Source organism: Streptomyces lushanensis (genome assembly GCF_001700515.1).
Taxonomy (GTDB): domain Bacteria; phylum Actinomycetota; class Actinomycetes; order Streptomycetales; family Streptomycetaceae; genus Streptomyces; species Streptomyces lushanensis.
On sequence record NZ_MAUD01000105.1, the window covers coordinates 21,860 to 45,758 of the forward strand.

The window sequence follows — 23,899 nt, forward strand, 5'->3', positions numbered from 1 at the left end:
CTCAGTCGAGTTCGTCGACAAGGGCGAACAACTCCTCGTCGGAGGCGGATTCGAGGCCGGCCCCGTACCTCTCGTCCCGCTCGTCGCCCTCCTCGGAGGCCGCGGTGCCGCCGTTCGCCAGATCCGCGGCGTCGAGCAGTTCACGGAGCTGGGCGGTGATCCGGTGGTAGGCACCGGTGTCCGAGGCGGACTGTTCGATCGCGGACCTGAGCCGGGAGAGTTCGGCGAGCACGGGGTCGCCGGGCGCGGTGTCCACGACGAGCCGTTCGAGGAGGTGCGCCGCGAGCGCCGCCGGCGTGGGGTGGTCGAAGACCGTCGTGGTGGGCAGTCGTAGTCCGGTAGCCGCTCCGAGCTGGTTGCGCAGCTCGACCGCGGTCAGTGAGTCGAAGCCGAGTTCCAGGAAGGCGCGGTCGGGATCGATCGCGTCCTGGTCGGTGTGGCCGAGTACGGCGGCCACCCGGCCGCACACCAGGGCGGTGAGCGTCCGGCCGCGTTCGGCCGGGGACAGGGCGGCGAGCCGCTCGGCGAGTCCGGGCCCGTCCCCGTCGGCCGCCGCCACCGCGCGCCTGGGCGCGGCCGGCACCAGCCCTCGCAGCAGCGAGGGGATCCCGGCGCCGGACGCCCGCAGCGCGGCGGCGTCCAGCCGGGTGACGGCGAGCACCGGTTCGCCGGTGGCGGGCGCGGCGTCGAACTGGGCCATGGCCTCGTCGCTCGCCAACGGCAGCAGACCGGAACGCGCCAGCCGGCGCAGATCCGCGTCGGCGAGATGGCCCGCGATCGAGCCGGTCTCGCCCCACAGGCCCCAGGCGAGCGAGACGCCCGGCAGTCCGTGGGCCCTGCGGTGGGCGGCCAGGGCGTCGAGGAAGGTGTTGCCCGCCGCGTAGTTGGCCTGTCCCGCGGTGCCGAGCAGACCCGCGACGGAGGAGTAGAGCACAAAGGCCGTGAGGCCCATGTCCCTGGTCAGATCGTGCAGGTGCCAGGCCGCGTCGACCTTGGGCCGCAGGACGGTGTCCAGCCGCTCCGGCGTCAGTCCCTCCAGGGGGACGTCGTCCAGCACACCGGCCGTGTGCACCACGGCGGTCAGCGGCTCCTCCGGCGAGAAGCGGGCCAGCAGCTCCGCCATGGCGTCGCGATCGGCGACATCGGCCGCGGCGACGGCGACCTCTGCGCCCAAGGCCTCCAGCTCTCGCGTGAGTTCCTCGGCGCCCGGTGCGCCCGGACCCCGGCGGCTCACCAGCAGCAGCCGCCGCGCGCCGTGCGACACCACGAGGTGGCGGGCCGCGATGGCGCCCAGCGCACCGGTGGCACCGGTGATGAGGACCGTTCCATGGTCCCACCGCGGTGTGATCTCCGGCGCTGTGCCCGGCTCCGGTACGGTGCCCGGCTCCGGTGCCGTGCCGGATCCCCGGGCCGGCCGGGTGCGGGCCAGCCGCGGCACGAGCGGCGTGCCGCCGCGCAGCGCCGTCTGAGGTTCGCCGCTCTGTGCGGCCCGCGCGAGAAGGCCGGCCGGCAGGTCTGCGCTCTCGCCGTCGATCAGGACCAGCCGGCCCGGATTCTCGGTCTGCGCGGAGCGCAGCAGCCCCCAGACCGGGGCATGGACCAGATCGGTCACGTCCTCGCCCGGCCCGGCGGCGACGGCTCCTCGGGTCACCACGACCAGCCGGGTACCGGCGAGCCGCTCCTCGGCCAGCAAGGACCGTACGGCCGTCAGAACACGCTGTGTCCCGGCCCGGACCAGGTCCGGCAGGTCCTTGCCCCCGGCCGGTGCGGGCAGGCAGGGGATCACCAGGAAGGACGGGGCCCGCACGCCCTCGTCCAGCGCGCGGACGACGGACCCGGCGTCGGTGTAGGCGCGCACGGTGCCCCCGGTCAGCCCGAGCCCGTCGGGTCGTTCGTCACCGAGCACGGCCCAGTCGGCGGGCTTCCCGGTGGTCTGCCCGTCCCGCAGCGCGGTCCAGTCGACCCGGAGCAGGGCGTCACCCGTACCGGTCGCCGCCGCGCGCAGCGCCTCGACCGACAGGGGCCGCAGCGTGAGCGCGTCGACGGAGGCGACCGGAGCGCCGGTGCCGTCGGCCACGGTCAGCCGGACCGTGGGCGACTCCGGATCGGTGCCGTGGAAGGCGAGCCGGACACGCAGGGCCGGGGCGCCGGAGGCCCGTACGGTGACGGCGGACCAGGAGAACGGCAGCCAGGATCCGCCGCCGTCCCCGGCGACACCGGGCAGCAGGGCGTGGAGCGCGGCGTCGAGCAGCGCCGGATGGATCGTGAACCGGCCCGCCTCGGCGCGCTGGTCCTCACCGAGGGCGACCTCCGCGTGGAGATCGCCGTCCGCCGTCCACAGCCGGCGCAGATTCCGGAACGCGGGACCGTACGCGTACTGCCGCTCGGCCAGCCGCTCGTAGACGTCGGTCAGATCGGTCTCGACGGCGCCGGCCGGCGGCCAGACCGTGAGGCCGTCGTCCTGAGGGTGGCGGGCCGTCGCGCCCTCGGCCGTGCCGAGCCTGCCCTGGGCGTGCAGGGTCCACTCGCCCGCGTCCTCGTCGGCACCGCCGTCGGGCCGCGAGTAGATCTGTACGGTACGGCCACCGGCGCCGTCGGCGGCTCCGGCGACGAGCTGCAACCGGACCCCGCCGCGCTCCGGCAGGATCAGAGGCGCGGCCAGCGTCAGCTCGTCGACGCCCGGGGTGCCGATCTGCTCCCCGGCCCGCAGCGCGAGTTCCAGCAGTCCGGTGCCGGGCACCAGGACGGCGCCGCCGACGGCGTGATCGGTCAGCCAGGGATGGGTGTGCCGGGAGAGCCGGCCGGTGACGACGTGCTCGTCACGGTCCGCGAGGGCGACGGCCGCGCCCAGCAGCGGATGTCCGGTGGCGGTCAGGCCCAGTCCGGCGGCGTCACCGGCGCGGGCCGGCTCCTCCAGCCAGTAGCGCTGCCGCTGGAAGGCGTAGCCGGGCAGCGCGACCGTACGGGCGCCCGGGAACACGGCGTCCCAGCGCACCTCCGCGCCTCGCGCGGCCAGCAGGCCGAGCGCGGAGGCGAAGGCGCGGTCCTCGGGCCGGCCCCGGCGCAGCGCGGGGGTGAGCGCGCCGGCGTCGGTGGTCAGGGACTCCTGCACCAGCGCGGTCAGCACTCCGTCCGGGCCCAGCTCCAGCCACTCGGTGACGCCCGCGGCGGCCAGCAGCCGCACGCCGTCCAGGAAGCGGACCGGCTGCCGGATGTGCTGTGCCCAGTAGCCGGGCGCGGTGAGCTGTTCGGCCGTGGCGAGCTCGCCGGTGACATTGGAGACGACCGGGATACGCGGCGGATGGAAGGTGAGGCCCTCGGCGACCGTACGGAACTCGTCCAGGACGTCGTCCATGTGCGGCGAGTGGAAGGCATGGCTGACCGGCAGCCGCTTGGTCCGGCTGCCCCTCTCGCGCCAGAGCGCGGTGACCGCCTCGACGGCGGACTCGTCACCGGAGATCACCGTGGAGCGGGGACCGTTGACGCCGGCGACGGTCACCGTGTCGCCGTACCCGGCGAGCGTGGCGCGCACCTCGTCCTCCGGTGCCTCCAGCGCCGCCATGGCACCGCCCTCACGCGCGGCCTGCATCAGCCGTCCTCGCTCGCTGACCAGAACACAGGCGTCCGGCAGATCGAGCACTCCGGCCAGATGCGCGGCGGTCACCTCGCCGATGGAGTGGCCGAGCAGGAAGTCCGGTGTGAGGCCGTGGTGTTCGGCCAGCCGGAACAGCGCGGTCTCCAGCGCGAACAGGGCGGCCTGGGTGAACGCCGTCTGGTCGAGCAGGGCCGAGTCGGCGGAGTCCTCCGGTGCGAAGAGCACACTCTTCAGAGGACGGTCGAGCACGCGGTCCAGATGGGCGCAGACCGCGTCGAACGCGGCGGCGAACACCGGGGAGGAGCCGTACAGTTCGCGGCCCATGCCGAGCCGCTGGGAGCCCTGTCCGGTGAACAGGAACGCGGTCTTCCCCCGTCGTCCCCGGCCTGCGCGGACGACGGCGGGCGAGGCGTCTCCTCCGGCCAGCGCGCGCAGGGCGCCCTGGAGTTCGTCGCGTTCCTCGGCCAGGACGGCGGCGGCGTCACCGTGCAGGGCACGGGTGGTGGCCAGCGACCTGCCGATGTCGTCGATGGTCAGTTCCGGGTGGGTGTCGACGTACTCGACGAGCCGTGCCGCCTGGGCCCGCAGGGCCTCCTCGCCACGGGCCGAGACGAGGAAGGGCGCGATCGAGAGTGCGGGCGCCTGTGCGGAGTCGGGCTGTCCGGCGGCGGTGCCGGTGTCGGGCTCGACGCCCTCCTCGATGATGATGTGGGCGTTGGTGCCGCTGATCCCGAAGGAGGAGACGGCGGCGCGGCGCGGGCGGTCCACCTCCGGCCACGGGGTCTCCTCCGTGACCAGCTCCACGGCGCCGGACTCCCAGTCCACGAACGGAGACGGCTCCCCCACATGCAGTGTCTTCGGCACCACACCGTGGCGCATCGCCTGCACCATCTTGATCACACCACCCACACCGGCAGCCGCCTGCGCATGACCGATGTTCGACTTCAACGAACCCAGCAGCAACGGACGCTCACGATCCTGACCGTACGTCGCCAGCAACGCCTGCGCCTCGATCGGATCACCCAACCGCGTCCCCGTGCCATGCGCCTCCACCGCGTCCACATCAGCCGCCGACAGACCCGCACTCGCCAACGCCTGCCGGATCACCCGCTCCTGAGCCGGACCGTTCGGCGCCGTCAGACCATTACTCGCACCATCCTGATTGACGGCCGACCCCCTGAGCACCGCCAGCACCTGATGCCCGTTACGGCGGGCATCCGACAGCCGCTCCACCAGCAGCAGCCCCACACCCTCCGCCCACCCAGTCCCATCCGCGTCCGCAGAGAACGACCTGCACCGGCCGTCGGCCGAGAGTCCGCGCTGCCGGGAGAACTCCACGAAGACACTGGGCCCGGCCATGACGGTGACACCGCCGGCGAGGGCGAGATCACACTCACCCGAACGCAACGCGTTCGCCGCCAGATGCAACGCCACCAGCGACGACGAACACGCCGTGTCCACCGTCACCGCGGGACCCTCGAACCCGTACGTGTACGACAACCGGCCGGACACGACGCTGGAGAGATTGCCGGCCAGCAGGAAGCCCTCGTACTCCTCGGGGCTCGCGGACAGCCGGGACGCGTAGTCGTCGTACATGGCTCCGGTGAACACACCGGTCCGGGAACCGCGCAGGCCCGCCGGATCCAGACCGGCGCTCTCCATCGTCTCCCACGCGGTCTCCAGCAGCAGACGGTGCTGCGGATCGATCGCGGTCGCCTCGCGCGGCGGGAGACCGAAGAACTCACGGTCGAACTGGTCGGCGTCGTGGAGGAATCCGCCGTGCCGTACATAGGAGGTGCCGGTCCGCTCGGGGTCCGGGTCGTAGAGCGCGTCCAGGTCCCAGCCCCGATTGACCGGGAACTCACTGACCGCGTCGGTGCCGTCCAGCACCAGCCGCCACAGGTCCTCAGGCGAGGCGACACCACCCGGATAGCGGCACGCCATCCCCACGATCGCGATCGGCTCGTCGGCGGCGACGGCCTGCGCACGGGCCGTCGGCGCGGAGGAGGCGGCCGACGCGGACCCGATGTCCGAGACACGGGAGAGGATGTGGTCGGCCAGTGCCTGTGCCGACGGATGGTCGAAGACGGCCGTGGTGGGCAGCCTCAGTCCGGTCGTGGCGTTGAGACGGTTGCGCAGCTCCACTCCGGCGAGCGAGTCGAAGCCGATCTCCTTGAAGGCGCGCCGCGGGTCGAGCGCGGTGGCGTCCGCATGGCCGAGGACGGCCGCGACGGTGCCGCGCACCAGTTCCTGTACGGTCTCGCGGCGCTTGTCCTCGGGAAGCGCGGCGGTCCGTCCGGCCCAGCCGGAGCCCCCGGTCACCGCGGTGGATACGGCCGCGCGGCGCGGGCGCGCCCTGCCGGGTCCGCGCAGCAGCGCCGGAGGCTCGTCGGTGCGGGCGCGCGGCACGGACAGGTCGAGCTCCACGGGCACACGCAGCGCGGGCCCTTCGGTGAGCGCCCTGTCGAACAGGGCGAGTCCGCGCTCCGGGGTGAGCGGTGTGATGCCCATACGGCTCCAGCGGGCCAGGTCGGCCTCGCCGAGTGTGCCGCCCATGCCGTGGGTGCCGTCCCACAGCCCCCAGGCGAGTGAGACACCCGGCAGTCCCAGGGCCCGGCGATGGGCCGCCAGGGCGTCGAGATAGGAGTTGCCGGCGGCGTAGTTGGCCTGTCCCGCGGTGCCGAGCAGACCGGAGACGGACGAGAACATCACAAAGGCGGTGAGGTCCATCTCCCGGGTGAGATCGTGCAGATGCCAGGCCGCGTCGACCTTGGGCCGCATGACCGCGCTCAGCCGTTCAGGAGTGAGGGCACCGATGGTGGCGTCGTCGAGCACACCGGCCGTGTGCACCACGGCGGTCAGCGGCTCCTCCGGCGAGAAGCGGGCCAGCAGCTCCGCCATGGCGTCGCGATCGGCGACATCGGCCGCGGCCACCCGGGCGTCCGCTCCCAACGCGGCGAGTTCGGCGACGAGTTCGCCGACGCCCGGCGCGTCGGGGCCTCGGCGGCTGACCAGCAGCAGCCGCCGTACGCCGTGCGACCCGGCCAGATGCCGGGCGAACAGGGCGCCGAGTCCGCCCGTACCACCGGTGATCAGTACGGTGCCCGCCGGGCCGATCGCGGCCACGGTGTCGGTGTCGGTGTCGGCGCGGCTCGCCCTGACCAGCCGGGGCGCGGTCAACCGGCCGCCACGCAGGCCGAGTTGCGGCTCGCCGGTGGCCAGAGCCGCGGGCAGCAGGGTCTCCGCCTCCGGACCGTCCACGTCCACGAGGACCAGCCGGCCGGGGTGTTCCGACTGCGCCGCGCGGACCAGGCCCCATACGGGGGTGCTCGCCAGCGCGGTGACGCTCTCGCCGGGCTCCGCCGCGACGGCGCCCCGGGTGAGGAGCAGCAGCCGCGTCTCGTCGTACCGTTCGTCGGTGAGGAACCGCTGGATCAGACGCAGCGCGCCCGCCGCGGTCCGGTGGGCGGCGCCGGCCTCGTCCTCCGCGGGCCCGTCGGTACGGAGCTGGTCGACGCGTACGAGGACGACCTCGGCGGCGGCTTCCTCACCGGCGCCTTCAGTACCCTCCGTGCCGTCCGCGCCCGGCAGTTCCCCGTGGAGCGCCTCCGCGATCCGGAGCGCGCCCGGGTCCGCGGCGGCCATGGGCACGGCCGTCCACTCCACGCCGTACAGGGCGTCGGAGCGGCCGTCGGCCGCGGCGAGCCGGTCCCGTACGACGGGCCGCAGGACCAGGGAGTCGACGGCGACGACGAGCCGGCCCGTGGTGTCGGTGGCGGTCAGCGAGAAGGTGTCGGGGCCGACGGGAGAGATACGTACGTGCAGGGCGGTGGCCCCGGTAGCGTGCAGGACGGTGTCGCTCCAGGAGAACGGCAGCCGGATCGAGCCGGCCGCCGCGCTGCCCGCCGACTCGGCGGCGTGCAGCACCAGCGGGTGGAGGACCGCGTCGAGCAGCGCCGGATGGATTCCGAAGCGGGCCGCGTCCGTGTGGTGTTCGCCGGGCAGGGACACCTCGGCGTACAGGTCCTCGCCCTGGCGCCAGAGGCCCGTAAGACCCTGGAAGGCGGGACCGTACTGATAGCCGAGCTCGGCGAGACGGTCGTAGACATCGTCGAGCGGCTGCGCCGCGGCGCCCTCGGGCGGCCAGACCGGCGACTCCCCGGTGGCGGGGTCCTCCGCCCGGCCGAGGACGCCCGAGGCATGGCGGGTCCAGGGCCCCGGATCGTCGGCCGCGGTGTCGTGGCGGGCGTGGATGCCGAAGACCCGGGCGCCGGAGGAGTCGGGGGCCTCCACGGAGACCTGGACCCGTATCGCGCCGTGCTCGGGCAGTGTCAGCGGCGACTCCAGGGTGAGTTCGTCCACCCGCTCGGCGCCGAGGAGTCCGCCCGCGGTCAGGGCGAGTTCGAGGAAGGCGGTGCCGGGCACCAGGACCGTGCCGTCGATGGCGTGGTCGGCCAGCCAGGGATGGCTGCCGGTGCCGAGGCGGCCCATGAGCACATGGTCCTCGCGCCCGGCCAGCTCCGTCGCGGTGGAGAGCAGCGGATGGTCCGCGGGATCGAGACCGAGTCCCCTGGCGTCGGTGACGGTGCCGTTCGCGAGCCAGAAGTGCTCGCGCTGGAAGGCGTACGTCGGCAGGTCGACGCGGCGGGCGCCGGGGAAGAACGAGGCGGTGTCGAGCGGCGCGCCCCGGGTCAGGGCGGTCGCGAGGCCCGTGGCCAGTGTCTCCGCCTCCGGCCGTCCGGCCCGCATCAGCGGCACGGCGGCCGGATCACCGGTGAGGGAGTCGCGCACCATGGAGGTCAGTACGGCGTCGGGGCCCACCTCCACGAAGACGGTGGCGCCGTGGTGCTCGAGGGCGCGGGCCGCGTCCAGGAAGCGGACCGTACCGCGTATCTGCCCGGCCCAGTGGTCGGGCGAGGTGAGGACGGCGGCGTCGGCGATCTCACCGGTGACGGTGGAGACGATCGGCAGGGCGGGCGCGTGGAAGGTGAGGCCCCGCGCGACCGCGAGGAACTCCTCCAGCACGTCGTCCATGTGCGGCGAGTGGAAGGCATGGCTGACCTGGAGCCTGCGTGTCCTGCGGCCCCGGGCCCGCCAGCGCTCCGCGACCTGCTCGGCCGCGTCCTCGTCGCCGGAGATCACCAGCGAGGTGGGCCCGTTGACGGCGGCGATCGAGAGCAGACCCGGGTGCCGGGCGAGTTCGGCGGCGAGTTCGGCCTCCTCCGCCTCGATCGCGATCATGGCGCCCCCGCCGCGCGCCGACTCCATCAGCCGTCCCCGGGCCGCGACGAGCCGGGCCGCGTCGTCCAGCGAGAGCACTCCGGCCACATGGGCGGCAGTCAGCTCACCGATCGAGTGCCCGGCGAGCAGGGCGGGAGTGAGTCCGTGGTGGGCCAGCAGCCGGAACAGCGCCGTTTCCACGGCGAAGAGAGCCGGCTGGGTGAACGCGGTCCGGTGCAGCAGCGCGCCGTCCGCGCTGTCGGCGGAGGCGAACAGCACATCGCGCAGCGGCCGTTCGAGATGCGGGTCCAGTGCCGCGCAGACCTCGTCGAGGGCGGCGGCGAACACCGGTGACGACGCGTGGAGTTCCTTGCCCATGCCGGCCCGCTGCGCGCCCTGTCCGGTGAACAGGAACGCGGTACGGCCGGCGCCCGAGGCGCTTCCGGTGACCACCTGGGGTACGTCGGCGCCCCGCGCCAGGGCGTCGAGCCCCGCGAGGAGCGAGTCGCCCGTGGTGCCGAGGATCACGGCCCGCTGATCGAGGGCGGTACGGGTGGTGGCGAGGGAGAGACCGATGTCCGCGGGGCGGGCTCCGGTGGCGGTGATGTGTTCCCGCAGCCGGACGGCCTGGGCGCGCAGGGCCGTCTCGTCCCGCGCGGTGACCAGCCAGGGGACCGGAGTCGCCGGAACGGGAACCTCCGGGGCCGAGGGCTCGTCCGCGGGCTCGTGTTCGAGGACGAGATGGGCGTTGGTGCCGCTGATCCCGAAGGAGGAGACGGCGGCGCGGCGCGGGCGGTCCACCTCCGGCCACTCCACCCGCTCGGTGACCAGCTCCACGGCGCCGGAGTCCCAGTCCACGAACGGGGACGGCTCGTCCACATGCAGTGTCATCGGCACCACACCGTGGCGCATCGCCTGCACCATCTTGATCACACCGCCCACACCGGCGGCGGCCTGGGCATGACCGATGTTGGACTTCAACGAGCCCAGCAGCAGCGGGCGTTCACGTCCCTGGCCGTAGGTGGCGATGACCGACTCGGCCTCGATGGGATCGCCGAGCCTGGTTCCGGTGCCATGGGCCTCGACCGCGTCGACCTCGGCCGGGCCGAGGCCCGCGTCGGCCAGCGCCTGGCGGATGACACGCTGCTGGGAGGGACCGCTGGGCGCGGTGAGTCCGTTGCTCGCGCCGTCCTGGTTGATCGCCGAGCCACGGATCACGGCGAGCACCGGGTGTCCGTTGCGACGGGCGTCCGAGAGCCGCTCCACCAGCAGCAGACCGACGCCCTCCGCCCATGAGGTGCCGTCGGCACCCGCCGCGAAGGACTTGGAGCGTCCGTCGGCCGCGAGACCGCGCTGCCGGGAGAACTCCACGAACATGCCGGGCTGCGACATCACGGTGGCGCCGCCGGCGAGGGCCAGTGTGGTCTCGCCGGAGCGCAGCGACCGTACCGCCATGTGCAGCGCCACCAGCGACGACGAGCAGGCGGTGTCCACCGTCACCGCGGGCCCGACCAGCCCGAGCTGGTAGGCGATACGGCCGGACATCACACTCGGTGTGGTGCCGGTCAGCAGATAGCCCTCCACACTGTCGGGCGCTTCGTGCATACGCGGTCCGTAGTCGAGTGCCGTGGCACCGACGAACACACCGGTACGGCTGCCCCTGAGCGCGTCGGCGTCCAGCCCGGCCCGCTCCACGGCCTCCCAGGCGGTCTCCAGCAGCAGCCTCTGCTGTGGATCCATGGCCAGCGCCTCGCGCGGGGAGATCCCGAAGAGGGCGTTGTCGAACCGGGCCGCGTCGTGCAGGAAGCCGCCCTCGCGCACGGAACTCCGGCCGCTCCTGGACGGATCGCGGTCGAAGAGCCCGTCGTCCCAGCCCCGGTCGACGGGAAAGCCCGAGATCGCGTCGCCGCCTTCGGCGACCAGCCGCCACAGATCCTCGGGCGAGGCGATCCCGCCGGGGTAGCGGCAGGCCATGCCGACGATGGCGATGGGTTCATGGGCGGCTTCCGCGCCGGGCGGCTCGTCGTCCGCCTCCTCGCTCCGGCCCTCGGTCAGGGTGCGCAGATGGTCGATGAGCGCGGCGGGCGTGGGCCGGTCGAAGAGGAGACCGCTCGGCAGCCGCAGTCCGGTGGCGGCGGACAGCGCGTTGCGCAGCTCCACCGACATCAGCGAGTCGAAGCCCAGTTCCTTGAAACTGGTGTGCGGCTCGACGCGGCGGTCGCCGGAGTACTCCAGTACGGAGGCGATGTGCGCGGTGACGACTCCGGCGAGATCGGCCGCGGTCCCGGCCGGTGACACCGGCGCGTCCGGCCGGCGCTCGGCCGGAACGGCGGCCGACGGCGCGGCGGCCGAGGGGAGCCGCGCGGCGCCGGCCGTGCCGGAGATCCAGTACGGCTCGCGCTGGAAGGCGTATGTGGGCAGCGGGACCCGGCGGGCCGCCCGCCCGGCGTACACGGCCGCCCAGTCCATGTCCGTACCCCGGACGAAGACCGTGGCGAGGGCGGTGAGCAGACTGCGGGGCTCGGGACGGCCGGAGCGCAGCGCGGCCACCGACGCCGTGGCGTCCGCGTCGCTCAGGCACTCGACAGCCATGGCCGAGCAGACGGCGTCGGGGCCCAGCTCCAGGAAGGTCGTGACTCCGGCGGCCTCCAGGGCGCGCACGGCGTCCAGGAACCGCACGGGCCGGCGCACCTGTTCCACCCAGTACTCGGGCGAGGTCCACTCCCCGGGCGCGACGGGCCGGCCGGTCACGGTGGAGATGGCGGGCAGGCTCGGCTCGTGGAAGGTGAGTTGCCCGACGACCTCGCGGAAGTCGTCCAGCATCGGGTCCATCAGCGGTGAGTGGAAGGCGTGCGAGACCGTCAGCGCGCGGATGCTCCGGCCCTGGTCGCACAGGCGCCGGGTGATCCGGCCGACCGCGTCCCCGTCCCCCGAGACGACCGTCGACAGCGGTCCGTTGACGGCGGCGATCGCGGCCAGCGGCTCGTCGGCGAGCAACGGCAGCACCTCGTCCTCGCCGGCCCGTACGGAGGTCATGACCCCACCGGCGGGGAGGGCCTGCATCAGCCGGCCGCGGGCCGCCACCAGGCGTGCGGCGTCCGCGAGCGAGAGCACTCCGGCGACATGGGCGGCGGCGATCTCTCCGATGGAGTGGCCGACCACATACGCGGGGGCGATGCCCCAGGAGGCGACGAGGCGGTACAGGGCCACCTCCACGGCGAAGATCGCGGGCTGGGTGAAACCCGTCCCGTCCAGACCGTCACCGGAGGTGATGATCTCGCTCAGCGGGCGGCCGAGCAGCGGATCGAGATGAGCGCACACCTCGTCGAACGCCTCGGCGAACACCGGGAAGGCACGGTGCAGTTCCTGGCCCATGCCGATGCGCTGGGCGCCCTGGCCGGTGAAGAGCAGGGCGGGCGCTCCGGGCCGCGCCGTACCGGTGACGGCGCCGGGCGCGGGCGCTCCCTGGGCCACCGCCGCGAGCCCGTCCAGCAGCGCCGTACGGCTGTCGGCGAGAACGACCGCACGGTGGTCGAAGACGGTGCGGTGGGCGGCGAGGGACAGACCCACGTCCGCCGGATCGAGCGTCCCGTCGGCGGTGACGGCGGTGTGCAGCCGCTCGGCCTGGCCGCGCAGCGCGGCGGCGCCACGGCCGGACATCACCCAGGGCGTGAGGGCGGGCGTGTCCGCGGGCTCCGGGCGGGGGGCCGGTTCGGGCGCCGGGTGTTCGGCGAGTACGACATGCGCGTTGGTGCCGCCCATGCCGAAGGAGGACACACCGGCCAGCAGCGGCCGGCCGGGCTCCGGCCACTCGGACGGCTCGCTCTGCACCGCGAGGCCGAGCTCGGCCAGCGGGATGTCCGGGCCCGCCGACTCGAAGTTGAGACTGGCGGGGAGCCGGCGGTGGCTGAGCGCCAGCAGCGCCTTGAGCAGGCCGACCATACCGGCGGCCCCTTCGAGATGGCCGACGTTGGTCTTCGCCGAGCCGACGCGCAGGGCCCGCCCGGGCGGGCGTCCGGCGCCGAGGACCGCGCCGAGCGCCGCCGCCTCGATAGGATCGCCGACGGGCGTACCGGTGCCGTGCAGTTCGACGTACTGGACCGCCGCCGGGTCGACACCGGCCTTCTCGTACGCCTCGCGCAGCACCCGCTCCTGGGACGCGCGGCCGGGGACGGTCAGACCGGGGGTGGCACCGTCGTTGTTGACCGCGCTGCCGCGGATCACTCCGTAGATGTGGTCGCCGTCCGCGAGCGCGCGGGCGAGCGGCTTGAGGATGACGGCGCCGCCGCCCTCGCCGCGGACGAATCCGTTGGCGCGGGCGTCGAAGGTGTAGGAGGTCCCGTCCGGCGACAGACCGCCGAACCGCTCCCCGGTGACCGCGCCCTCGGCCAGGATGTTGAGATTGACCCCGGCCACGACGGCCGCCTCGGACTCGCCCGAACGCAGTGACTCGCAGGCGAGATGCACGGCGACGAGCGAGGAGGACTGGGCCGAGTCGACGGTGAGGCTCGGGCCGCGCAGACCCAGGTGGTACGACACCCGGTTCGCGATGACGCCCCGGTTGACACCGGCCATGGTGTGCTGGGTGATCGCCTGGGCGCCGTGCTGGTAGAGCAGGGCGGCGTAGTCGTCACGCAGCGTACCGACGAAGACGGCGGTACGGCTGTCGCGCAGCGTGGCCGGCACGATGCCGGCGTCCTCCAGGGCCTCCCAGGCCAGTTCCAGTACCAGCCTCTGCTGCGGGTCCATGGTGACGGCCTCGCGGGGCGAGATGCCGAAGAAGGCGGCGTCGAAGGTGTCCACCCGGTCCAGGAACCCGCCCCGGCGCATCCCGGATCCGGCCTCCTCGGGCGCCGGGTGTCCCGTCGCGGTCAGCCAACGGCCCTCGGGGACACCGGTGACGGCGCTCGTTCCGGTACGGAGCAGTTCCCAGAAGTCCGAGGGACTCGGCGCGCCCGGCAGCCGACAGGAGAGCCCGACGACCGCGACGGCCTCGTTGTTCCCTCCACGCGCCACGGGTGTCTCAAGGTGGTGCTGGTTCGTCATCGCGCTCGACTACCCTTCCGGCTGAATTGACCGACAACCCAAAGCATTGAGGCAATCCTGTGACCCGATCGTAGGGAGTCGCCCTCTCCGGAAACTCAACGTGCGGCCTTGATCGGGTAATTCGGCGCCGAAGCGGAGGGAGAGCACCGTATTACCCGGCGATGCCCGGGATGTTGCGCGGGATGGAATAGCGTCCTGGCACGTGGAACTCAGCCACCTCACCCACAGAAGGGCAGGCCGACTCTCCCATGTCGCAACTCACCGATAACTTGGAAAAGCGCACAGAACTTTACGTGGATGCCTTCAACTCCGGGGACTTCGACGCCGTCGACAGCTTCTACACCGAAGAGGCCGTCGCGGTTTGGGAGCCGGGCAAGCCGCTGACCGGCCAGGCCCGCAGGGACTACCAGCGTGAGTTCCTGGCCCGGAAGCCGAAGATGACCGCCGTTCCGCGGCAGTCCTTCGTCACCGGCGACACCGCGCTGCTGATCGTCGACTGGGTGATCGAGACCGTCGACGAGGCGGGCGTGGCCGAGCGGCTGACGGGCGTCGGCGTGGACGTACTGCGCCTGGGCGAGGACTCCGTCTGGCGCTACGCCGTCGACGACCCGTTCGGCCAGGACTGACCCGCACCAGCCGGTCCCGGGCCCACAGGCCGGATCCGGATCTCGTCCGTACACACTCCGACCCGTGGCGCGGCGGCGCCTCGGGCCGGTCAGCACGAGCACCAGTCGGCACGGCACATCAGAGCCATTCGGTCATCACAGAGAGGCGGGCCGGTTCACCATGGCCTTCACCATCGATTTCGATCCCGAGAACCCTGACCTCACCAGCGACACCGACACCCAGAACGAGATCTTCATCCAGGTCTTCAACTCCGGTGACGGCGAGCTGTTCAACCGTCTGTACCTCGACGACTCCATCTCGAACTTCTCCGGTGAGCCCCTCACCGGCGCGGCACGTCTGGCCTTCTTCAAGGAGTTCCTGGTCTCGAAGCCGAGCCTGAAGGCCAGGGTGACCCACTCGTACATCGCCGGCGACGTGGCGCTGATCGGCGTCGACTACAGCATCGAGACCACCGGTCCCGACGGTGCGCCGCTCCTCCTGGAGGGCAATTGCACGGACGTCCTGCGGCGTCAGGACGACGGCCGCTGGCTGATGGCCATCGACCGTCCGGTGGCCGCCACGGGCCTGGTGGCCGAGTAGCAGGCGGCGCCCGGCACAGCGGTACGGCACAGCAGAGAACCCCCCGGGATTCGTTCCCGGGGGGTTCTCCGTCGTCGGGGGGTCCGTCCTGGCGTCATGGCCGGGTAATTCCCCGGTCAACGGCCGCCTGCCACGACGGAAGAGACCGGGGCGGCCCGCTTACCGCCGTGTTACTTTCCTGCCACCAGGTTGCTTTCGCCGCCTGTCACGCTCAGGACGATTGCAGCTCCGGGCGGCCGAAGGCGCCATTGACGAAAAGCAGACCGGGACCGTCACCGCCGCGGCCGGCCTCCAGCACCGTCCCGATGAAAATGGTGTGGTCGCCGAACGAATGCGCCGCGGTCAGCTCGCACTCCACCCAGGCCAGTGAACCGGCCAGCAGCGGCGCCCCCGTGTGCTCACCGGGCCGCCACTCCACACCGTCGAACTGCGCGGCCCCCAGGGTCCGGTTCTTGTCGGCGAAGTGCCGTGCGAGAGGCTCCTGTTCGGCTTCGAGGATATTCACGGCGAACCGCCCTGCGGAGGTCAGCGCCTGATGCATCACCGCGCCGTGCCCCACACTGCACAGCACCGAGGGCGGTTCGAGCGACAGAGAGCTGAAGGCATTCGCCGTCATGGCGTGCAGATGCTCCCGGCCCACGGTGATCACCGTGACGCCGGTCGCGAAACGGGACATCACTTCCCTCAGCCGGCCGGGGCCCACCCAGCGCGGCTCGGAGTGGGAAGCCGAGGAGTCGAGTTCAGCGGACGCGGAATTCATGCCACCTTCTCCGAATTCGTTGGGGCACGCTCGACCCGTTACGATTCGAAACACGGGCCGGCGGTTCATCAACGTACCGGCGGCTCATCGACGCGCCTCCACCGTCGGGTAACCGTGGTCCCTTCCGGCTCCCCCGCCCGCGAAGTGACTCCGCGATGACTGCCGGTTTACCTCACGGGCGCACTCTGTGCCCATGGATCACACAGACTCCGTATCACCCGAGCCCGCGTCCGCCGAACCGGAGTTCACCGAGCCGGAACTCGCCGAGCCCTATCTGCGCGCGGTGCTGGGCACCGCCGGACTCGCCGTGGAATATGTCCGCGCCGAGGACAACACGCTCTTCCGGCTCGGTGAGGACGGCGCCGAGATACCGGTGGTGGACTTCGCCGGCGGTTACGGTTCCGTCCTTCTCGGCCACAACCACCCGGAAATCGTCCGATGTGCGACGGAACTGCTGGCGGCGGGAACTCCCGTACACGCGCAGTTCTCCCGGCATCCCTACGCCAACCGTCTCGCGGGCGAACTCAACCGGATCATCCACCGGGAACTCGAGACCGACGAGCCGTATTTCGCCATCTTCGCCAACACCGGGGCGGAGGCCGTCGAGGCCGCGGTCAAACACGCCGAGCTGGACCGGGTGATGCGGCTGGCGGCGCTCCAGGAGGAGCTCACCGCGCACACCGAGAGCGCCCGCGCGGCGGTGGCGGCCGGTACGGCGACGGTCACGGCGCCGGCGTACGCCCGTCTCGGGATCACCGCTCCCGCGCCCGGCGGGGACTTCGAGGCGCTCGCCGCGGAGCTGACGCGCCGGAACGCCGAACAGCTCTCGCGGCCACCGCTGTTCCTCTCGCTGGAGGGCGGTTTCCACGGAAAGCTGGCGGCGAGTGTGCAGTTGACGCACAACGAGGCATATCGCACCCCCTTCAAGTCGCTCGCGGCGCAGGCCAGGTTCGTACCCCGGGACCGGCCCGACGCGCTCAAGGAGATCCACGCCGAGGAACGCCGTACGGTCTGGGACGTGACCGTCTCCGACGGCCGGGTGGAGCTGACGGAACGCGAGATCCCCGCGTTCTGCGCCTTCCTGGTCGAGCCGATCCAGGGCGAGGGCGGGATCCAGGTCCTGTCGGCCGAATTCGCCGCGGAGATCCAGCGGTTCTGCGCGTCGATCGACTGCCCGGTGGTGATCGACGAGATCCAGAGCGGGATGGGCCGGACCGGCACGCTCCTCGCCAGTTCACAGATCGGTCTGCGCGGCGACTACTACACACTGGCCAAGACGCTGGGCGGCGGGATCGCCAAGACGTCGGTGATGCTGGTGCGCGAGGCCCGGTACCGCAAGGAGTTCGAGATCGTCCACAGTTCGACCTTCGCCAAGGACAGCTTCTCCTGCCACATCGCGCTGAAGGTCCTCGAACTGCTGGAGGCCGACGGCGGCGCGGCCTACCGGCGGGCCGTGGAGCGGGGCGAGGCGCTGCGGGCCGCGCTGACATCGGTGCGCGAGGACTTTCCCGAGGTGGTCAAGGACATCCGGGGCAAGGGCCTCATGCTCGGCATGGAGTTCCACGACCAGTCCGGCTCCTCCTCGCGGATCCTGCGGGACGCGGCGACCGGCGGCCTCTTCGGCTATGTGCTCGCCGGGCATCTGCTGCACCAGCACGACATCCGTACCTTCCCGACCGCGAGCGCCCTCAACACCCTTCGTTTCGAGCCGTCCCTCCAGCTTTCCGACACGCAGATAGCGCAACTCGAAAGCGGGCTCCGGGACATCTGCGGAATCATGAGGGACCATGCCGGTGAACGTCTCACGGGCGCCCCCGCCCGCTGAGTGGGCGCCGCGTGGCTCGCCCCCCGCACGCCGACGCCCATACGTCCGGGAATGGCCGGTTCGACCAATCTTTGACACAGGTGATCAAGGGTTTGTAGCGTGCGGGGTTTCAAGCGGGGAGATCCATGCAATTTCGGCTCTTAGGCCCATTGGAAGTCCAGACCGACTCCGGGCCGGTGGAACTCGGCGGGACCAGACAGCGGGCGGCGCTCGGCTTTCTGCTGCTGCACGCCAACCGGGTCGTGCCCACCAGTCAGTTGCTCGATGCTCTGTGGCCCACCGACCGTGCGCCCATGACCGCGCGGAAGATCCTGCAGAACGCGGTCTGGCGGCTGCGCCGCGCACTCGCCCACGCCGCGGGCTCCGAGGACGCGCCGGAGCTGGTGACGCGTTCGCCCGGCTACATGCTCCGCGTCAGACCCGGCCAGATCGATCTGCTCGTCTTCCAGCAGCGGGTGGCCGAAGGGCGTGCGGCGCTGGCGGCCGGTGATCCGCGCACGGCGAGCCGGGTCCTGCGCGACGCCCTGTCCCTGTGGCAGGGCGTCGCCCTCGCCGATCTGGTGGAGGACGGTACGGCCTGGCCGCAGCTCACCGCCGTGCAGGAGAAGCGTCTCGATGTCATGGAGGACCGTTTCGAGGCGGAGCTGGCGTGCGGCGGGCACCATGCCGTACTGCGGGAGCTGGAGGCGTTCGTCGAGGCCGAACCGCTGCGGGAGCGGGCCTCGCAGCAGCTCATGATCGCGTTGTACCGGTGCGGCAGACAGGCCGAGGCGCTGGGCGTCTACAACCGGGTGCGCGCGGCACTCGTCGGAGGGCTCGGTCTGGAACCGGGCCGTCAGATGCAGCGGCTCCAGCAGTCGGTCCTCACTCAGGACCCGTCGCTCGATCTGCCGGCCGAGGTGACGGCGCGCCGTGAACACGCGTTCGCGGTCACCGCTCCGCTCCCGCCCGCCGAGGCCGGCCAGGCGCCGGAGGAGGACGACGGAGCACACGCGGCCGAGGACGTCACGGGGCCGGACCTCGCCCCGGCGGAGGCCTCCGGGGACACCGATGCGGGAGATGCGCGGAATACCGGGATTACCGGAACCACCAGGAATACCGGAGAGACGAGGAATCCGGGGACCGCGGGCAGCACGGGCGACACCGGGAACGCCGGGATTCCGGAGAATACGGAGGAACCGCTGAATTCCCGTCAGCCGGCCACCATCCTGATGCTCCGCTTCCAGCTCGGCACGGAGTTCGACCACCTTCCGCCCAAGGACGTCGACCGGGTTCTCGACGCGGTCTCCCAGCTCGCCCGCGAGAAGATCGAGGAGTTCGGCGGACTGGCGGCGGCGTCGATCGGCTCCGTCCAGCTCGGTTACTTCGCGCACTCCCCGGAGCAGGCGTGCGGCGCGGACCGGGCGGTGCGTGTCGGCATCGCCGTCCGGGACTGTCTCAGCGTTCCGTCGGGCCCGCTCGCGCCGCCCGCTCCCATGGTGCGCGGCCTCGATGTGCACGCGGCGGTCACCACCGGCGAGGCCGTGGTGACCCGCTGGCCCGTGGCCGGCGCCGTCCGGCCGTGGATCGGCGGCGATCTGGTCGACTCGTGCCAGGACATGCTGGACCGGACACCGGCCGGTGAGGTCCGGGTGTGCGACGAGACGCGCCGGCTGACCGAACCGCTCGTCACCTACCACCATGTGCGGAAGTCTCCCTCGAACTGGCAGGTCCGGGCGGTCGGCGGGGTCACGGACGGCACCGATGAGCTCTGTGTGGCGCACCCGGGCGAGCGTGAGTGTGAACTGGACCTGATGCACGGTCTGCTGCGGCGCACCCAGCACCGGTCGCTGCCGCATCTGATCACCGTGCTGGGCGAGTCCGGATTCGGCAAGACACGGCTGCTGATGGAGTTCCAGCGCCGTCTCGCGGCCGAACGGGACGACGTACGGGTGCTGGCGGGTACGGTCCCGCGTCCGGGCACGGGCAGTCCGCTGGCCGTTCCCTCGGAGATGTTCGCCATGTACTGCGGGATAACCGACCAGGACCCGGAGGGCGCGGCGCTCCACAAGGCCGAGGCCGCGCTGCTGCGGCTCACCGGCCGCGCGGACGACGCGCGGGTGCTGCTCTCCCTGCTGCACCCTCTGATCGCGGCGGTCCCCCACTCGCACCGCGCGCCCTTCACCGACGAGGTGCTGGCGGCCTGGCGGGACTTCCTCGTCAAGGCGGCGCGCGAACAGCTGCTGGTGCTCATCTGGGACGACCTGCACCACGCCGACGACATCCTGCTGGAGACGGTCGAGCATCTGACCGAACGCTGTGCCGACGCGCCGCTGCTCAATGTCGTCGGCGCCCGCGCCCTTCTGCTCGAACGCCGTCCCGACTGGGCGGGCGGCCGTCAGCACACCATGACCATCAGTCTCGCCCCCGTCGACGGCGACGCGCTGGACCGGCTGCTGAAGTCACTGCTCGTCCCGGACGGCAGCGCGGACGTCGCGTAGGGTCCGGGCCCCGGCGGCCGAGGCGGTACCGGGCCGCCCGGACGCCCCGCGAGGGCCGGCGCGTACCGGTCCCGCCGCGCGAACGGTGGGTCCGCCGTCCGCGTGCGGATGTCCGGCCTCTTCGGCGGTCCCGCCAGCGGTCACGACCGCCGGGCGGGGACCGGCGCAGGAGTGGCACGGGCCGCCGCGGGGGCGGTGCGTACGGTATCGGTGCGTACGGTACGGATCGCCCGGGCCAGCGCGCCGATCGCCTCCGTACCCGCCGGGTCCCCGGCCGGCAGCGTCATCGCCGCGCACTCCAGCAGCAGGGCCGCCGCGATCACCTGCTGTTCCGCGGTGGGCGGCGGCGTCCTGACATCGGCGGGCCCGTCGAGGCCCATGGCGCCGCGCAGCACCCCCCGGGCCCAGACGGTGAGCGAGAGCCGTGACACACGGCGCGGCACAGTCCCCGGGACCACGACCATCGGGAGCGCGGTCTCGAAGCGCCGGAGGATCGCGGCGGCGTGCATGCCGAGCAGCGCCATGACCAGGTCGGCGCGAGGGCCCTGGTCGGCCCGCGAGGCCATCTCCGTCCGGGGGGCCAGGTCCGTCCGGGAAACCGGGTCCGCGCGGGGAGCCCGGTCCGGCTGCCGGTGCGGGACGGCGGTCTCGGACGCGGCCGGGGACGGGGGCGCGGGCCGCGAGCGGCGCCGGTCGGCGGCCCGCGCCCGGCGCAGCCCCGCGTCGAGCGCTTCGACGAACTCCCTTCCCACGAGCGAGGCCAGGGACAGATCCGCGCTCCTCACGGGCCGGTGGGCGGGGGACGGTGGGAGATTGGTGTCATCCATGCTTTCAGGGAAGCAAGTCCCGTGCTCAGACGCTCCATTCGGCGGTCATCGCTCCGCGTGCCTGGCCACGAACGGTTCATGACCGGTCAGTGCCCGGCCCCGGCGCACCGCCGGACGTCCGGAACCGGCCGCGTACACCGCCCCCTCGGCCGTTCCCGGCCGGCCGACGAAGCGCGAGAGAAGGTCGCCGCGCCGTTCCGGCAGCCGGTCGAGGGTCAGAGTGCCGGCGTGGCGCTGTCCGCTGCCCCAGAACGGCCGGCGCTCCAGCAGCTCCGGCCGGGCGGAGGCGACCACGAACAGCGGTGCGGGACGGGCCGTGGCGACGAGCCTCTCGACGCAGTCGAGCACCGAGTCCTCGGACCGGTGGATGTCGTCGAAGCAGAGGACCAGCGGCCGCTCGCGCGCCGAGAGTCTCACCAGCTCGGTCCAGCTCTGGTGGACCTCCTCGTGGCTCGCGCCCTTCGCGGCCGGGCCCATCAGCGGAAGCAGGCTGTGCAGCAGTCGTTCGGCGACCGGCCCGTGCCCGGCCAGTCTGCGCACGGCCTCGGCGAAGCGGCTGTCCGCGCCCGCCCCCGGCGGCAGTCCGCAGCACGCGGCGAGGATGTCGCGGGCCAGCCGGGGCCCGTTGTCGGCGCTTTCCTCCGCGCCCACCCGGACCACGCGCACCTGCGCCGAACGCAGCGAGACCCGGCGTTCGAACTCCTCCAGGAACCAGGTCTTCCCGACGCCCTGTTCACCGAGGATCGTCACCAGATGCGGCGCCTCATGACTGCGGGAGCGGTCCAGCAGATTGGAGACGATGGCGAGTTCGTGCTCGCGGTCGGCCGACTCCTCGTGCGTGCCCGGCGGTATGTCGTAGCCCTCCGCCCGTATGCGCTGCCGTGGCACCTGGGCGTCCGCCTCCAGATGCACCACCGGCCGGTGCCGCATCCGTACCTCGCTGACGCGCGCGGTGTCGCCGCTGACGTAGACCTCGCCGGGCGGTACGGCGGTCAGCAGGGTCTGGGCGTCGTCGAGCAGCCGGCCGACCACCGTGACGGGCGCGGCCGGATCGTGCGGATCGTGGCGGACGAGCGCGGAGCCGGCGATCACGACCGCGTGGAACGTGGGCCCGGGCATCCGGTTGAGCCGGTCGCGTACGGCGAGGGCCGCCGCCACCGCGTCCAGCGACGCCGTCGTCCGGTCCTCCCGGAGCCCGAACAGGGCGACGGACACATAGCCGAGGGAGCCGACGACGGTACCGCCGAACTCCTCGACGCCCTCCGAGAACGCGCTGACCGCGTCGTGCAGCGACAGGGCGATCCGGTCGGCGCCGAGCGCGGCGGCCTCGCCGGTGAATCCGGTGCGCACCAGCACCACGCTGACCTGCCGCCGTTCGGCCACCGGCCCCGCCGCGGTTGCGTGCGCGTCGGACCTGTCCGGCACCCGTCGGTCCGGCCCGCGCCCGCCCGGCACGGATCTGCGCCCGTCGGGTCTGCCGACGGTGGCCGACGGCATGAGCGGCCGTTGTCCCTGTCCCGGCCGCTGGTCCGGTCCCGGGCGCGGCTCCGGTCCCGGCTGCCGCTCCACTCGCGGCCGTTGCTCCTGCGCCGGCGGCGGGTACTGGCCGTCCCTGCGGTGCTCCGGCCCGCCGGGACCGCGTTCGTCCTCCGGCCGGTGCTCGTCGCCGGTGCGGACATCCTGCCGTACCGCTTCGGCTGCTCTCGGTGACGGACCGCCGCGCAGCGGCCGTACGTCCGCGAGCACGAGCCGTTCGGCCCCGGCGTCCACGGGCGCGACCAGGGTCGGATCGTGGGTGAGGATGCTCTGCTGGAGGAGCTGGAGATCGCGCGAGGGCTCCAGACCGTACTCCTCGACCAGCGCACGCCGTACCCGGGTGAACACGCTGAGGGCCTCGGCCTGCCGGCCGCAGCGGTAGAGGGCGAGCATCAGCTGTCTGCACAGCCGCTCCCGCAGTGGTTCCGCGGCGACGAGTGAGACCAGCTCACCCAGCACACCCTGATGGCGCCCGCACAAAAGTTCGGCCTCGAAGCGGTCCTCCATGACATCCAGCCGGAGCTGGCTGAGCGCGGTCAACTCCGGCCAGGCCACACCGTGTTCGGCGAGATCGGCCAGGGCGGGCCCGCGCCACTCGGCGAGGGCCTCACGCAGCAGCCGCGCCGCCTGCTCCGCGTCGCCCGCGAGCAGCCGCGCCCGGCCCTCGGCGACCTGCCGGTCGAAACGGTTCACATCGAGCCGCTCGGGATCGACACGCAGGATGTATCCGGGTGCCTGGGTGAGCAGTTCGGGTCGGTAGCCGTGCTCGGGACCGTGGTGGCGCGGCGGTTCGGAGAGTACGGCCCGCAGGCCCCATACGGCGTTCTGCACGATCTTCCTGGCGGTCGCCGGCAGTTCCTCCTCCGGCCACAGCGCGGCCAGCATCTCGCTGGTGGCCACCACGCGGTTCGCCCGGAGCAGCAACAGCCCCAGCGCCGCGCGCTGTTTGAATCCCCCGAGCGGTACGGCCTCGTTCTGCGACGACACCTCTAACGGACCCAGAATCCTGAACTCCACGCTTGTCCCCTCATGGGTAAAGTGTGCGCTGATTCGACGAGTACGGAGGCCGTACTGCCACGGCCCGGTCTGTAGTGGTCGGATGGTGGGTGTCGACGACCGTGCCGCCCCCCGGACGTACAGGACCGTGTGCGGCGGGTCCTGGTTGACCGGCCCGGATTCGGCCGGGCCGGGCCTGTCCCGCACGGAGCGCTCCGAAACACTTCCAGGTCCGGCTTTCTTTACACCGTTGTAAATTTTGCCGGTCACTGCATCCGGACGCCCCGGAGGACGTCCTGGGTCCCGCCCGCGCGCCCGAGGGCGCCGGGGCGTCGGCGGGCACTTCGCCCCCTGTCCCGCATGTCGCGCCCGGCACGCGGCGCCTCGCACCCGCGCCCGCCGCGTTGC

8 protein-coding genes are annotated in these 23,899 nt (G+C 72.7%); 4 read left to right on the plus strand and 4 right to left on the minus strand.

The window, feature by feature from the left end:
- Nucleotide 1: 1 nt before the first annotated feature.
- Complete coding sequence (locus BFF77_RS10170; RefSeq protein WP_066946657.1) at nt 2-13,861, minus strand: type I polyketide synthase; 13,860 nt, start codon at nt 13,859-13,861, stop codon at nt 2-4.
- A gap of 293 nt (nt 13,862-14,154) precedes the next feature.
- Between BFF77_RS10170 and BFF77_RS10175 the strand changes: the two genes are divergently transcribed.
- Both BFF77_RS10175 and BFF77_RS10180 read left to right on the plus strand, forming a co-directional pair.
- Nucleotides 14,155-14,487, plus strand: coding sequence for a YybH family protein (locus BFF77_RS10175; RefSeq protein ID WP_342671222.1), 333 nt, complete (start codon nt 14,155-14,157; stop codon nt 14,485-14,487).
- 160 nt (nt 14,488-14,647) lie between these two features.
- Nucleotides 14,648-15,067 carry a YybH family protein gene (locus tag BFF77_RS10180; protein ID WP_066946662.1) on the plus strand — a complete coding sequence of 140 codons (420 nt, stop codon included), beginning with the start codon at nt 14,648-14,650 and terminating at the stop codon, nt 15,065-15,067.
- A 211-nt stretch (nt 15,068-15,278) separates the two neighbouring features.
- On the opposite strand, the gene BFF77_RS10185 is transcribed toward BFF77_RS10180, so the two are convergent.
- Nucleotides 15,279-15,827 (minus strand): flavin reductase family protein, encoded by a 549-nt coding sequence (locus tag BFF77_RS10185; protein ID WP_066946665.1) that lies wholly within the window; start codon nt 15,825-15,827, stop codon nt 15,279-15,281.
- Between the two features lie 193 nt (nt 15,828-16,020).
- Between BFF77_RS10185 and BFF77_RS10190 the strand changes: the two genes are divergently transcribed.
- Together BFF77_RS10190 and BFF77_RS10195 are read left to right on the plus strand one after the other, a co-directional pair.
- The gene (locus BFF77_RS10190) at nt 16,021-17,652 is read left to right on the plus strand and encodes an aspartate aminotransferase family protein (RefSeq protein ID WP_079124998.1); all 1,632 of its coding nucleotides are present in this window, start codon (nt 16,021-16,023) and stop codon (nt 17,650-17,652) included.
- Between the two features lie 149 nt (nt 17,653-17,801).
- A complete protein-coding gene (locus BFF77_RS10195) occupies nt 17,802-20,132 on the plus strand; it encodes an ATP-binding protein (RefSeq protein WP_066946668.1) in 2,331 nt (776 codons plus the stop codon).
- 140 nt (nt 20,133-20,272) lie between these two features.
- Here the strand turns inward: BFF77_RS10195 and BFF77_RS10200 are convergent, their stop codons facing one another.
- Nucleotides 20,273-20,959 carry a hypothetical protein gene (locus tag BFF77_RS10200; RefSeq protein ID WP_066946670.1) on the minus strand — a complete coding sequence of 229 codons (687 nt, stop codon included), beginning with the start codon at nt 20,957-20,959 and terminating at the stop codon, nt 20,273-20,275.
- 45 nt (nt 20,960-21,004) lie between these two features.
- On the minus strand, nt 21,005-23,482 hold the full coding sequence (locus BFF77_RS10205; RefSeq protein ID WP_066946673.1) for an ATP-binding protein: 2,478 nt from the start codon (nt 23,480-23,482) through the stop codon (nt 21,005-21,007).
- Nucleotides 23,483-23,899 lie beyond the last annotated feature (417 nt).